13 protein-coding genes are annotated in these 14,203 nt (G+C 48.1%); 2 read left to right on the top strand and 11 right to left on the bottom strand.

Going from position 1 to position 14,203, the window contains the following annotated elements; genetic code table 11:
- Positions 1-241: 241 nt before the first annotated feature.
- The 6 genes from FQV26_RS04575 to FQV26_RS04550 all read right to left on the bottom strand — a co-directional run bounded on the left by FQV26_RS04575 (position 242) and on the right by FQV26_RS04550 (position 5,977).
- A complete protein-coding gene (locus FQV26_RS04575; protein ID WP_146556182.1) occupies positions 242-1,660 on the bottom strand; it encodes an amidase in 1,419 nt (472 codons plus the stop codon).
- Positions 1,657-2,037 (bottom strand): hypothetical protein, encoded by a 381-nt coding sequence (locus FQV26_RS18915; protein ID WP_146556181.1) that lies wholly within the window; start codon positions 2,035-2,037, stop codon positions 1,657-1,659. Before FQV26_RS18915 ends, FQV26_RS04575 begins: the two co-directional genes overlap by 4 nt.
- A gap of 231 nt (positions 2,038-2,268) precedes the next feature.
- On the bottom strand, positions 2,269-3,057 hold the full coding sequence (locus FQV26_RS04565) for an ABC transporter ATP-binding protein (protein ID WP_146556180.1): 789 nt from the start codon (positions 3,055-3,057) through the stop codon (positions 2,269-2,271).
- Positions 3,054-4,790, bottom strand: coding sequence for a DNA/RNA non-specific endonuclease (locus FQV26_RS04560; RefSeq protein WP_146556179.1), 1,737 nt, complete (start codon positions 4,788-4,790; stop codon positions 3,054-3,056). Before FQV26_RS04560 ends, FQV26_RS04565 begins: the two co-directional genes overlap by 4 nt.
- 133 nt (positions 4,791-4,923) lie before the next feature.
- Complete coding sequence (locus FQV26_RS04555; RefSeq protein ID WP_146556178.1) at positions 4,924-5,211, bottom strand: hypothetical protein; 288 nt, start codon at positions 5,209-5,211, stop codon at positions 4,924-4,926.
- 424 nt (positions 5,212-5,635) lie between these two features.
- A complete protein-coding gene (locus FQV26_RS04550; RefSeq protein ID WP_146556177.1) occupies positions 5,636-5,977 on the bottom strand; it encodes a hypothetical protein in 342 nt (113 codons plus the stop codon).
- Between the two features lie 137 nt (positions 5,978-6,114).
- On the opposite strand from FQV26_RS04550, the gene FQV26_RS04545 reads away from it, so the two are divergent.
- Both FQV26_RS04545 and FQV26_RS04540 read left to right on the top strand, forming a co-directional pair.
- Positions 6,115-6,939 carry an aldo/keto reductase gene (locus FQV26_RS04545; protein ID WP_146556176.1) on the top strand — a complete coding sequence of 275 codons (825 nt, stop codon included), beginning with the start codon at positions 6,115-6,117 and terminating at the stop codon, positions 6,937-6,939.
- Positions 6,940-7,101: 162 nt separating this feature from the next.
- Entirely contained in the window at positions 7,102-7,503 is a 402-nt protein-coding gene (locus tag FQV26_RS04540) for a DUF2512 family protein (RefSeq protein WP_146556175.1), read from the top strand.
- 93 nt (positions 7,504-7,596) lie between these two features.
- On the opposite strand, the gene FQV26_RS04535 is transcribed toward FQV26_RS04540, so the two are convergent.
- From FQV26_RS04535 to FQV26_RS04515, 5 genes are all read right to left on the bottom strand, one after another.
- Positions 7,597-8,121: a DUF6241 domain-containing protein gene (locus FQV26_RS04535; RefSeq protein ID WP_146556174.1), complete on the bottom strand. Its 525-nt coding sequence runs from the start codon at positions 8,119-8,121 to the stop codon at positions 7,597-7,599.
- Positions 8,122-8,325: 204 nt separating this feature from the next.
- The gene (locus FQV26_RS04530) at positions 8,326-12,477 is read right to left on the bottom strand and encodes a tetratricopeptide repeat protein (protein ID WP_146556173.1); all 4,152 of its coding nucleotides are present in this window, start codon (positions 12,475-12,477) and stop codon (positions 8,326-8,328) included.
- Between the two features lie 209 nt (positions 12,478-12,686).
- The gene (locus tag FQV26_RS04525) at positions 12,687-13,163 is read right to left on the bottom strand and encodes a VanZ family protein (RefSeq protein WP_146556172.1); all 477 of its coding nucleotides are present in this window, start codon (positions 13,161-13,163) and stop codon (positions 12,687-12,689) included.
- A 255-nt stretch (positions 13,164-13,418) separates the two neighbouring features.
- Complete coding sequence (locus tag FQV26_RS04520) at positions 13,419-13,715, bottom strand: putative quinol monooxygenase (RefSeq protein WP_146556171.1); 297 nt, start codon at positions 13,713-13,715, stop codon at positions 13,419-13,421.
- A 39-nt stretch (positions 13,716-13,754) separates the two neighbouring features.
- Entirely contained in the window at positions 13,755-14,183 is a 429-nt protein-coding gene (locus tag FQV26_RS04515; RefSeq protein ID WP_146556170.1) for a MarR family winged helix-turn-helix transcriptional regulator, read from the bottom strand.
- Positions 14,184-14,203: the final 20 nt, after the last annotated feature.

The raw sequence follows: 14,203 nt of genomic DNA, 5'->3' as shown, positions 1-14,203 counted from the left end.
ACTTTCTGTGTTCAGTTAAATACTTTCACTTTTGCTGCAGTTACTTACTGTTTAAGCATAAATACTTTCTATTAGGAGTAAATTACTTTCCAAAACAAAAAAACCCTTTAAATGCCCAAAACCAGGAAAGCGCAAGCCTGCGCTTTCCGCTTCAGAAACGTATTTACTGTGCTGTGGAACGTGTTTTATTCGCTGTGAATCGTATTCCTGCGACTATCAATCGCATTCCACCCGCAACGAGTTAACCGATCGCCTTCATACTTGGCTTCTGGCCTTTCATAAGCTCTAGCTTCTCAATCGCATAGGCAACGTGTAAAACTTTTTCCTCCTGGAAAGCAGGACCCATAATCTGAAGGCCAATCGGCAAGCCGTCGCGGACGCCACACGGAATGCTGAGTGCCGGCAAGCCGGTGAGGTTGCCGGGTCCGGTAAAGCGGATGACTTCATCCAAAAAGCTCAGCGCCTGGCCGTTGATGTCGACAGTGCTGTCACCGATTGGCGGGGACAGGAACGGCAGCGTGGGCGAAATAAGCACGTCCACTTTTTCAAACGCCGCCGCAAAATCGAGATCCAGCTTGCGGCGAATCTGTTGAGCCTGCACGTAATCAACGCCGGACATCAACTCGCCCACTTCCAGCAGAAAGCGGACATCCTCGCCAAATTTCTCCGGCTGTTTGACGAGGTTGTCATGATGAACAGCGCTTGCTTCGGTCGTGATGGTGACAAGTTCTGCAAATTCTGCCTGCGCAAGCGACGGAATCCGTACGGGTTCGATCCGCGCACCCAGCTTCTCGAGCTGCTGAAGTGCATTCTGCACCGCTTCATTGACACGGTTGTCGACATTCTTGAAAAAATAGCTTTCTTCGATGCCGATGACGAGCCCTTTGACGTCTTCATTTAACCCTCCGGAATAGTTCTGAGTCGGACGGTCGATTGAGGTCGGGTCTTTCGGATCGTAGCCGCCGAGCACCTCTAAAAGGAGCGCGGCGTCAAAAACGGTTTTTGTCATCGGACCGATATGATCAAGGGTCCATGACAGCGGAAAACAGCCGTACTTGCTGATGCGGCCGTGGGTCGGCTTCAGGCCGATGATGCCGCAGCTTGATGCCGGAATTCGGATCGAACCGCCGGTGTCCGTACCAAGCGAGGCAATCGACATATTCGCCGCCACTGCCGCTCCCGAACCGCCACTCGAGCCGCCCGGAATTTTGCTGAGGTCCCATGGATTTTTGCAGGCGCCGTAATGCGGATTGGTCGTTGTCGCGCCCCAGGCATACTCGTGCATATTGAGCTTGCCGTGAAAGGTCACGCCCGATAGTTTAAGTTTTGAAACAACAGTCGCATCAAAATCGGCAATAAACCCTTCATGGATTTTCGAACCCATCGTCGCCGGCTCGTCCTTGAAATACAAAATATCCTTTAGCGCCATCGGAATGCCGTGCAGGAAGCCGCGGTAATTGCCGCTTTGGATTTCCTGCTCCGCCTGCCTCGCTGATTCCAGCGCCTGTTCTTTTTGCACGCGAATAAAAGCGTTGATGTCGCTGTCGTAAGCATCGACATTCGAGAGTATCGCCTCTGTTAATTCAACCGGCGATACTTGCTTGTCGCGCAGCTTCGGTGCCAATTCTCCAATCGATTGCGCTGCCAATTCTTCATTCATGGCCGCTCACCTCCCGGCACATGCGTCAGCGCCATATCGAAATCCTTCAGCTGTGAATTGTCCACCGTCTCACGCAATTGCTGTACCGCTTGCATCTGCTGCGCCAGCATTTGCTGATGCGCCTCCGGTACCTGAATCCCTCGTTCCTCTAAAATCTTGTGAATGCCGTCTGCCATAGCAAGTCCTCCCATTCGAGTGATTTTAAACATGTGAGAATCTGGGCTGTCTATCGACAGTTTATCATAGTTGACAGATAGTTCAGATATTTTTAAAATCATTTCTAACCGAATAAAACCTCGCTCCGGCAAGAGGACTTCTTGGCAGGCAAGGTTTAGTTCGTTGACGTAGCATATTCCGGCAATAAAATTAGTTTTCACTCTCTTTTTTCCTCTAAATGGATATACAGTCCAAGTCAGGCGATATACAGTCCAAATCTCTGCAAATACTGTCTGTTGAAAGAAAATACTGTCCAACCGAGGTAAAATACATGCCAAAGACCGAAAACTGACTGTATGCCTAAAACAAGGAAAGCGCAGGTCTGCGCTTTCCGCTTAAAGTAGCATTTTCGGTCCCAAGCGGGTTTTGCTTGGGACCCCATCCTTATCCAGTCAGCTTTTGGCTTTTGACAGCAACGGACGCCCGTTGCTCCAGACGACGTTTACCGGCATGTCGAAGAAATCGGAAAGCCGTTCACTGGTGATGAGCTCGGCGGTGTCGCCGGATGCAAAGACTTCGCCTGCTTTCAGCAATAAGGTTTTATTGAATTCCGGCAAAATTTCTTCTATATGATGAGTGACGTAGATGATAGTTGGACCATCCGGTTTTTGGGCAATGGTTGCGATCGACTCGAGCAGCTCTTCTCGGGCAATAAAGTCGAGGCCTGCTGTCGGTTCGTCGAGTATGAGCAACTCCGGATCGGCCATTAACGCGCGGCCGATCAGCACACGCTGCTTTTCGCCTTGTGACAAGGTATGGTAATTTCGGTTGGCGTAATCAAGACAACCGAGATCTCGCAAAATCTCCACGCCTTTTTGGTCGATTTCTTCTGTCGTTTCCTGATACAGGCCAAGCGAAGCAAACGCTCCGCTCAGCACCACTTCATAGGCATTGTCATAGGTCGGCAATTTCTGCTGAACCGATGCAGATACGAAACCGATTTGGCTGCGCAGCTTTTCGGCCAAATACGTTTTGCCAAATTCCAAGCCGAGCACCGTGACTTTTCCTTCTGTTGGAAAGAAATAGGCGTTGATCAGATCCAGCAGCGAGGTTTTGCCAGCTCCATTCAAGCCATATAATACCCAATGCTCACCTCTTTGGACCCGCCAATTGACATCTTTCAACAGCAGTTTATCGTCTCTTCGGCGTGTCACATTTTCAAGTTCCAGAATCGTTTTCATACACGGATATCCTCCGCACTTTGCACTTTGGCCACTTGCCCTTCCGCCAGCGGATCATGGTTTCGAAGCTCTCCGAAATCAAGCCCCGTCAGCTCTTCGATTTGTGCAATCGGCACTTGATAAGTCGCAAATTGGCCGTACACGAATTCCAGATTCCCGCCAATCAAATCTTCCTGGGTCTGCAGATATGCTGTAGCCGAAAGCGAAGCTCCCTCTTTGAGCATCACCGCAACTTTCCAGAATTGATCCGGAATCTGCGCATCTCGGTAAGTGATGTCGTCATCACGGAATACCGGACCCGTGAAGACCGAAATCTTCATTTCCTGATCGCGGGCATTGTCCAGCAGGTAATCTTCCAAATCGAGCCATGCTTTTTGGTTAAAATTCTTATGCTGCGGCGAACAATTAGTGAAATGGAAAGTATGCTCATTGGCCTTTACCGCATCGATCCCCCAATTCGGATCACGCCGGCGCACCAGGTGACCGCGGTCAATGTCGTTGGATTTGTAGAACTCGGGTCCGATCTGATAAGCTTCGTCAATCCGCGGGTCGAAATACCAGCGGTCGTTGCCGCGCTTAACGTCCACCAGCTGATTGCCGTCGATGTTGACGGCAGTATAGAACGCCAGCCGCCGCGACTTGCTCATAGCAATCGAGAAATGCGTGTATTCAAGGACCGTTTTGCCATCAGTCGTCTGTGCCGCATCTCGAAGCAGCACTTCTCCCAAAGCCGGCAGCGGCACTTCGAACTCGCTGCCCAGAAACACAGGATCATAGCCTGAAGCGTCCGCGTACCAGTCTTCTGCTAAAACGCCTACTTCCATCGGCTCTGAAACCGATCCAGGCATGACGACAGCGAGCAGCTGATCCACTAGTTCACGCGAGCGTTCATTTTCCAAGGCGCTCCGGATTTGGATGAGATGACGGATGATCGAGCTGATGCGGATGCCTTCATTGGCAATCCACTTGCTGCTGTCTTTCGGATCCGGAATGCCCGCATGATGCAGCGCCACGACCACCCATTGATCGTTGAATACCGGCGAACCTGAAGAACCCGGTTCTGTATCACTGACGTAATGGACAAAATCAGAAGAAATGAATTTGACTTCGTTTTCACGGATGGTGATCGCTTTTGGGCCGCCATTCGGATGCTGGATGATGGACACGTATTCGCCTTCCAGGATTTTCCCAGGCTTCGGCAGCAGCGGCAAATAACCAAAATCCGCCAACGGGATAGCATGCAGGTTGGTTTCTTCAACCGCTACCAAAGTGAAATCGAGCGCCTTGTCGGTAATGAAAAGCGCTTCCGGATCCAGCCGGAAGCTGATGATTTCGAGCGGCATAAAGTCGACATCGTCTTCATAATTGAATTCCGCTACTGCATACATCGCTGCTTCCGCCGTTTCAAGTACATGGTTATTGGTCAGCAATAAATTGGGCGCGACCAAAAATCCGGTACCGTAGCTTTGCAATTGACCGGAACGGCTGCGAATCGAGATGCGGCAGACCGATTTACTGACATTCAATCCCGCCTGCAAATGCGCAATCGGAAACAAGTCGCTTTGGTTAATGATGCGTTCCATCGCCAAATTGTCATGATGGTTGATAATGCTCGACCGCGTCATCATCCGTTCCTTCGGTGTTGCCGCGCGCCTTTCTTCTCTGCGTTCTTCTTCAAATGCCAAATACCGCTGCAAGGCTTCCTGTTGGATCCGCTCTATTTTATTGACCATTGCCATCTCTCCCCTTCTGCCGAATAAACTATATTTTTCAATTAAAAATTAAATATTCTATTAATTTCCTATAGAAAAAGTTTATCATAAATGAACACAGAAAACCCATTCCAAACAGAGGAATGGGCTTTCTTTAGTCTGTTTTTCGAGACCATTTCTTATTATCATTCTTCACAAACGTTTCTTCACCTGTTTGTGGATCGCGGATGACTTTGTCTTCTGTCGGTACGTCTCCTGCTCCTTCATCTGGGGCGTTCTGAGTGTCAGTTACTTCGCGTGTATCATTTTTGCCGGCGGATTCCCAGCCTTCGTCGCTGCCGCTCAGCATCTCACTTGTTTTTTTGACGACTTTGTCGAACGTCGATTCTTCGCCGTCTGCCTGGTGATTCCGATTGCTTCCGTCTGCGTCATTTCTAGTCATGATGAATCCCTCCTGGTACGTAGTTGCTATACTTTACCCGTTGCCGGACGAACTAATCATCGTACTTGGAGCTGTAAAACACTGAATGCCCAACCCAAGGAAAGCGCAGGTCTGCGCTTTCCGCTTATGGATCGTATTTCTTTCATTATGGAATGTATTTGTTTCACAATGGATTGTATTTCGTGTTTATTGGACTGTATTTCGACTCGAATGGATCGTATTTTTGAAATCAGGCCTTCTAAGCGGTTCTTTTCTTCCAATTAACTGGATATACTTTCTGTTTGCGGCTAAATACTTTCTATTTCCTTCTACATACTTTCCATACGATCACATATACTTGCTACTCCCTCTAAAATACTTTCCACCCCATAAAAAAAGCCATCGCCGGACTCACAAAGAGTCCGGCGATGGCTTGATGTCCTGCTTACACGGTCTGATTCCGTTTTGGATGCGGCTTGGTGATGTCGACTGCGTATACACTGATGCGGTTGACCATCAAGTCGCGGATGCCGTAGATCGGCCGTTCGTTGTTTTGGATGCCTTCGATGTAGGCATTGACTTGGTCCTGGATATAGACGCCGAAAGGCTTTTCTTGATAGTTGTCGTCCAGGTTGTGGGTGCTGGCTTCGAAGGATTTTTCGAAATATAGATTTGAGACTTCAAGAGCCGTCAGCTTTTCCTCGTCTCTGTGAGTGCCGACCACTTTGTAGTAGTTGCCATACTCATCGCGCACCAAATCCGCTTCTACAATTTTTTGCATGCTCATGGCTTTCAACTCCTCTCAAAAAACTATTTCGACACTGGCACAGGGATTCCTTCAAAAAAATGCTTAGAGTTGCGAACTAAAGGGTAAAGCTATAATCTAGTGATGATGAAGAATTAATTCAAAAGGAGAAATGCTAAATGGATTTTATTACATTGAATAATGGGTTAAAAATGCCACAGCTCGGCTTTGGCGTCTGGCAAGTTGAAGACGACAAGGCGACGGATGCTGTAGCGAAAGCGCTTGAGACGGGCTATACGTCCATCGATACAGCGATGATCTACAAGAATGAAAAAGGCGTCGGCAAAGCATTAAAAGAAACTTCTGTGCCGCGCGAAGATTTGTTCATCACGACGAAAGTCTGGAATAGCGACCAAGGATATGACGCAACTTTGCGTGCATTTGATGAAAGCTTGGAACGCCTCGGCCTCGACTATGTCGACCTGTACTTGATCCACTGGCCGACTCCGCAATTTGATACGTATATTGAAACTTATAAAGCGATGGAACAACTTTATAAAGACGGCCGCGTGAAAGCGATCGGTGTCTGCAACTTTGAAATCGAGCATCTTGAGCGTTTGCTTGCTGAATGTGAAATTCCACCGGTCTTGAACCAGGTAGAATGCCATCCTTACCTGGCACAAAACGAATTGAAAGAGTTCTGTGCCAAGCATGATATTTTTGTTGAAGCCTGGAGCCCGCTTGACCAGGGCGGCGAAGTCTTGCAGGATGAAACCATCCAGAAAATCGCTGAAGCCAAAGGAAAATCACCGGCTCAAGTGGTCTTGCGCTGGCACCTGCAAAACGGGACGATTGTTATCCCGAAATCTGTTACGCCGTCACGCATTGAGGAAAACTTTGATGTATTTGATTTCGAATTGACGGAATCCGAAGTTAATGAAATCGATGGACTTAACAAAGACCGCCGCAAAGGCGCTCACCCGAATGAAATGAATGTACGCTAATCCACACATAGACATCCGGAAGACCACTATTTTGGCCTTCCGGATGTTTTTTGGATAGTGATGAAGCTATTCTCCATACTGTTATTTTCAAATATTGGCATACTCCCAGTAAAAAACGGGTAAATTTCTGATAACTAGAATTTATACAAGGAGGAGAAGCCTTTGAGACATCTACTTGCACTTGCACTTAAATTCGTTATGGTGGCCGCAGTCTTATTAATTGTCTTAACCTTGCTTTTTGATGTCCCGTTCGTTGATACTATGCTGATCAGTTTAGCACTGACGGCTTTGTCATACGCGATGGGCGACATTATGATTTTCCTGAATGCCGGCAAACCAGAAAACCAATCAACGCGCAACACGATTGCAACGTTTTCTGATTTCATCATGGCGTTCCTTGCCATTTGGCTGATTGGTTGGCTATTGACCGGACAAAACATCGAAATGGTCACGCCGGGGCTAGTTTCGGCTTTGGTTTTATCAGCGGGAGAATGGTTCTTCCATCTATACGTCGACCGCTCTGTAGTGCCCGAGTACAATAATTACAAATCAGCCAGAGGGTAAAACAAGAAAAAAAGCTATCCCAATTCGAAAAATTGAGGTAGCTTTTTTCTATTTGAAAGATTCTTCAGCATTCCACCTACTCAAACTTTCCACTCACCTAAACGTATCTTCTACAAAACGCTGTTCCTGTTCAGCGCTCATCAGCCCAGTTGCTCTTCCGACATTGCCATCATGCCATTCCCAAATGGTGTTATGAACGTGGACGGCATTGGAAAAATCACCTTGTTGCCATGCAGTTAAGGTAGATTTATAAAAATCGCTATGTTCGTAATGGTTTTCATTGGCCTCCACGATGGTCAGCAAATTCTCAATATTGTCAGCAGTCATTTCGACTGCACCTATTTTTTTCGCAGCTTCGACTTTCTGATGGGTCATCTGATGAAGATGCACTTGCAGCTTCCATTCCTCTAGATCGGCTTCACCGGTTGTGGCCTGACTTGCCTGGGTTACGCTCTCTTCATCTGAGGCGTCCTGTACTTCGCGGCTTTCGATTTCTTCAGCTACGGAAGTTATTTCATCATTGGGTGAAGAATGCTGCATGACAAAATAATAGCCGCCGGCTGCCAGCAACGCAATCACGCTAAAACTAATTGCTATTGTTTTAAACAAGCTTTTCATGTGTAACAACTCCTTAAAATCGGACTGGGTTCATTTTCCTTAAGACTATATTCCTACCTAAGTATGAAGAATTCGTGTATCGTTTTCAACCATTTTTTTGGGAATCAAGAAATTGAATACTGAATTACTGGTCCAGACAAAACAAACGCCACCTCTGAAATCCAATGATTTCAAAAATGGCGCTGCTTTTATTTAAAAGCTAGATCAAACTCCGACTGCTAAAACTTCATCCAAAATGTCTTCAAATAATTCCTCGTGCAAGGCGGGCATGATAAATTGATCTCCGCCGTCTCGCTCAAACAGTTCAGTCAGAAGTTCCTTGGCGCGAGCGGACTGGCCCGCTGCCATGACCGCACGGGCGAGTTCGTAATGTGCCGGCAAATAGTCCGGCTCGTCTGCCTGCAAGGCAAGCAAGCGATTAGTAGCTTCGGCATAATCCCCCGTAGTGATGTACATCATCGCAAGAGACAGGCGAATCCATTCGTTGACCAGCAGTTCTTCCGGCAACAGGCTTTCGAAGCTCCGTGTTTTTTCCGGCCGCTGCTCCGCATAAAGACGCATCAAATGGACGTAGTTTTCACTGTGGTAAGGGTGCAAGCTGATGGCCTGTTTGTAGTAGGTTTCGGCTTGGTCGAATTCCCCTTGAACCGCCGCCATATCGCCCTGCCATAACACAATTTCAAAATCGGATGGCTGCTGCTCATGGAGATCCTGAGCTTGCCGAATGGCTTTGTTCAGCCGCTTCTCAGACTCTTTGTCGTTGGCTTCTTCCAACGTGGCCTGCAGCAGGAACTTGGCAGCGCCGAAATGGCCGGTGCGTTTAACGAATGGCTCCAGCTCGTCTGCGGCATCGTCTGCCATGCCGCGGCTCATATAAAATTCGGCCAAATGCATCACAGGCACTTCGCTGTCCTTGAAGTTCTTGGCTGCCTCTGTGTAAAGCGTGATGACGTTTGAAATCATCATGAGGCGACGTGATTTGTCCCGCAGCTTTCTGAAAAAGCCCTTCGGCTCTTCCTCTTCTTCGACGTCTACCCACTCGGCCAATTGATCCGCACTGTAGGTTTGCGCCATTGCCAGCTCCTCGCCATCGACCCATTTTTTCAGGCGCTTCTGAAGCTCACCGCTTTTGCGCATTTCCACCAGCAAGCGGACATACTCCGCATAGAACCCTTCTTCGTCCGGGTGCTCGGAAATCAGTCTTTCCAGCATCATCACCGCACGCTTCAAATCTCCTTGCCGCGCGCAAAACTGCATATGCTGGTAACGGGAAGGCAATGCCCCGTTAACCGCTTGGGCCCGCTGGAATAAAGACTCAGCTTCTGAAACGTCGCCTTTTTTCTCCGCCATATGGGCTTGTGCCGACAGCAGCCATTCTTCCGGCACCTGCGCTGACACTTTTTCCAGCACTTGAGCAACAGCATTCAACTGCGTGTCGTTTCCAACCAGCTCAAACAGCTCACCCAAATCCAGCGGCAAGGGTTCATTTTCCAGTACATGCAAAGCTGCCGTAAAGGCGCGTTTGGTGTCTTCAAGTGCAATATGGCAGCGCATCATTCCTTCGTGAGCTGCAGTGAAACCAGAATCCGCGCTAGCGCATTTCGTATGATGCGCCAAGGCTTCATCCCAGTTGCCCGCTTGTTCCGAAAGCAGGCCAAGCTTGTAATGCGCCAAGTAGAGGTTATTTTTTTCTACAGCCTGGCTGTAGAGGATCTGCGCAAAACGCTGATGATCTTCCAGTTCATATAATTCACCTTCAAAGCACAGCAACAATGAATCCGCACTTTCTGCACGCAGACGTTTAAAGGTATCCATCAGACGGCTCCTGAACTGCGGTGCTTCACCGAACTCTGCATACTGCTCTGTTAATTCGTGGAGTTCGAGCGCCTCGCGCGCCATGCCGTTTTCCAGCAAGTCCAGCGCCAACACTTTCCCGGCATCATCCGGAGATTCCTGCCACAGCATCGCAGCCGTCCGAATGAAATAATCGGTGTCTCCAAACTCTGCATAGTGCGTGATCAAATCGCTCACTTCCTGAACTTTCTGCTGCTTGAGCAGCGCATGGGCGATATGCGTCACGGTGAATAAATCCTTTGGATCCAACTCGAGCGATTTGCGGTATTCAGCTTCTGCTTCCTTGAACTGCTCCTGCTCCAGCGCGATATGGCCCAAGTACTGATGCAGCACGTCGGTCTTCTCGCATTTATCGATTCCTTTGCGAATAACAGCTTCTGCCTGCTGCCAACTTTTCGCCTCGAGATGGGTTTCAGCGATGCGCAAATAAGCGTACGGTTCCTTTGAGTCGATGTCTTTTGCCCGCTCAAACGCTGCGATGGCCTCTTTTTCCTGGCCAAGCGCCAGCAGACAACGGCCTGTTTCGTAAATGAAATAACCGTCTTCCGGCTGTTCTTCCGACAATTCGCGGAAACGCACGAGCGCTTGTTCATAAGCACCCGACTCATACTGAATCAGGCTGTGCGTAATTCGGGCAAAGACATCCGTCGGCTCCTGCTCAAGCGCGATGCTCGACCATTTGAAGGCCTGATAGATTTTGCCAGTCTCCAAGTAGCAGCGCGCCAAATGGCTATATGCCATCGGCTGATAATGATCCAGCTCGATTGACCGCTTCAGCAGCGGAATGGCCTTCAGGTATTGATTGCGGTTCATCAAAATCGCCGCTTTTAAAAACAGCGCATACGGACTGTTCTTTTCTTTGACAAGTGCGAGGTTTTGAAGCGCCTCTTCGTTTTCTTCTTTTTGGAAATGCATGTGCGCTGCAAGCAGCGCCACTTCCGGATCTTCTGCCCCCAGGTCCTGATGAAGGTTTTCCAGCCACACCGCGTGAAGCGCTTTGCCCTCTTCTGAAAACTGCGTGACCAACCCGATTACCGCACCGTATCGCTCATCCGGATGCGCCTTCAAGAAATCAACTGCGAGATTGTTATCTTTACTTTTTTCTGAAGCGCTCCAAATCGAGAACAATTCACTGAAAAAGTCATGCTCTTTGATGTCCAACAGTGTCAGCATGCCTTGCTGTTCCGGCAATAAAAACACCATGCTCAACGAATCGGTCAGCTTGTAGGCATCGGCAGCATCCGCGTAGGACATTAAAAACGGCCCGAGGTCATTCGGATCCTGGATAATCAGCGCCTGCAGCCGGTCATCATAGCCAATTACCACTTGGACATGCGAGCTGCTTTCGATCATCATGCTGAGCAGTACCGGAATGCCGGCATCAATCAGCTGCTTATAGACTTCGATCGTGCCTCTGAAATAACGCGCCGTGAATCCGAGCGACTCCATATACGACATTGTCATCAGTAAATCCGAGCCTGTTACATCAAAGACATGCTCCGCGATTTCATCCTGCCCTTTTTTCATGCCATAGGCTTCGAGCATTAAAGCAAGGGACGCCGGCACGCAATAATTCAGTTTCTGGATGTTTGGCGTCAATCGCAGTTCGCGGCGCTTGGCGTCCTGCCGGATTTCCGCTTTGCCATATATGGTCTTTTCCAACAGCTCCTGGTGGCGGCTGAGCCAGTTTTTCAGCTCTTCCCAGCGTTCGAGTTTATACAAGCATTCCGCAGCCATGTAAGTCCAACCTTTGTGGTGGACATGATACGGGTTTTCTTCATTGTATTGCTGCATCAATTGCAGCGTTTCTTCGTAGCGGCCGAGGAAGAAGTTTGTCCGGATCAAATCCGCCCGGTATGTCCAGTCGCCAGGCACCAAATTATTGCCTTCTTCAAGGACAGTTAGCGCTTCTGTCGGGCGGCCGGTCATTGACAAAACGTCTGCATAAAGAAGCCGCACTTGCTGGCTGCGTTCGGTGATTTCCCCGTCCACCGCTTTTTCCAACACCCGTTCCGCTTCTTGCCATTCGCCGCTGTGAATGTAATAAAAACCTTCCAGGTCCGGCCACACAAAGCCTTTTAATTCCGCGTAGCGCTCAAGCTGCGCTTTTGCTTCCGGCAGCCGGTTCAACTGTGCGAATACCCGCAGCAGCAATTGATGCGCATACGCCAGTTCTTCTGTGGAATCATTGATGGACGCGATGCCCTGCAGCCTGCCCATCATCCGTTCTTCCGCTTCTAAACTGCGCCCGGTCTCCATCAGTCGGGAACATTGCCAAGCAAAAGTCCGCAATGATCCGAAACGTTTATGCGCTTGTATTGCCAACAGATGGCTGTACGTATATAAATCCGCCTGATCCGTTAATTGAATCAAGCGGTAAAAATCTTCTTCCGTGTCCAGTTCCCCTAAAAAATGACGCAATTCCCGAATCGAACGTCCTGCCCATAACTGCCGGATCGCCTCGACTACTTGTTGCGCTGTCTTTATCTCTGTCGCTCTCATATCCTTCTATTCCCGCCTCTCCCATTGCCCCATGTATATGTGGTTGATTTATTATATAGTGGAAAATTATAGGACGCAATACAAATTTAAGGGTATTGAGAATTATATTTTCTATGTAAATATAAGAGCTGGTGATTCTTTAATTCGTAACAGAAAACCGCCGCCTCTTCCATTAAGGTTAAGAGACGGCGGTAGTAGTACAATTCTGGTCAGCGCGGCTTTTCGTCCGCAAATGCACCGGCTATCTTTTGGACCGTATGCCAAAAAGCTGGAACTACCCCACCTTGCGCTTTTACAGTCATGCTCAGACGGTAAGCCAGGTAAACGCCTCCGATGTCGATCAGCACATCGGACAATCTCCCGCTTCGCTCAAAGAACAGCTGCAGAACTTCCGTGAAAAAAGCAAACAAGCCGCATAGAATGATGGCTTTAACGTTATCCCCAATGCTTCTCGCCAGCAAGAGAAACAGGATGCCAAAAGACAAGGCATGGCCGACCTTTTGAAACACATAGGTTTTGCTGTCCAAATGAATATCGTTTGTGATGAACAGATCTGAAAAATTAGGGATCAGGCGAATATTGAAGTTTATATCCTGGGCGAACAGCAGGGACTGAAAATTATAATTGTTGGTGGCCAGCAGGATGCATAGCCCCCACAGGATTACCGGTATGTACTTAGCTTTCACGGGTTTCTTCCCTTCAATCTTTTCTATCTATATGTGCTATACATCTTCAGAACGTAAAACAAGACGACACTTAGCACTGTAAAATAAGCACTTAGAAACTCTAATTGATTTCCTTCTGTTTATTATATGTCCATTGATACACAATGACTAGTCTAATTTCCCTATTCATTAATAAAATTCACTACTTTCTTCATCTAAAAAAATCGCCGCGCTGCTTTCATATAGAAGCAACGCGGCGATAAATGAGTAATGATATTAAAGTTGTACAGGCTCTCCGCTGAACACTTTCAGGTCCATTGGCGCGGCCATGAAGGCTGATGCTTTCTGGCCGAAAGCTGTGAAATGTTCGCTCTTGTTGTGAGCGTCAATGGATTCGGCATCTTTCCAGACTTCGACCATTGTAAAGTGGCCGTCTTTTTCAGTCGACTTCATCAAATCGTAGCTGATGTTGCCTGCTTCCGCTCTTGATGCTTCCACCAGCGTTTTCGCTTCTTTTAAAAAGGCTTGCTCCTGGTCTACTTTTACTTGAAGGTGTGCGTGAATAATCATCATAATTCGAATCAACCATCCTTTGACTTCTATTTTTGTGAATCAATATTCACTAATATTTGTTTGCATGCGGGTAAGCATGTCAGACAAGGCATCTACTTCTTCGGGTGAAAAATCGTGAAGCATTTGTTTGACGAATCCTTCATTTTCTTTTCGGTATTCAACAATCTGCTTCCGCCCTTCTTCTGTCAGGCTGACGAAAATCACCCGGTTATCGGAAGCGCTTCTGCGTCTGGCGACCATCCCGTTTGCTTCCAATTGTTTAAGATGGCGGGTAATTGCCGCGCCGTCTATATTGACCGCTTTTTGAAGTGTCGACTGGTTGATTTCATCTGTTTTATAAAGCTGGGACAGCAATTCATAGCGCGATGCACTAATGCCTGTGCATCGTTCAAACTTTGGGCTGATTTGATTCGTAAGCCCTTTGAATTGCTGCAGGATGTGTTCCTGCTTTGAAAATGAACAAGACATCAATTGACCTCCTTACTGGT

Source organism: Planococcus sp. CPCC 101016 (genome assembly GCF_007859295.1).
Classification (GTDB): domain Bacteria; phylum Bacillota; class Bacilli; order Bacillales_A; family Planococcaceae; genus Planococcus.
This window is presented reverse-complemented; position numbering and strand designations above follow the sequence as displayed.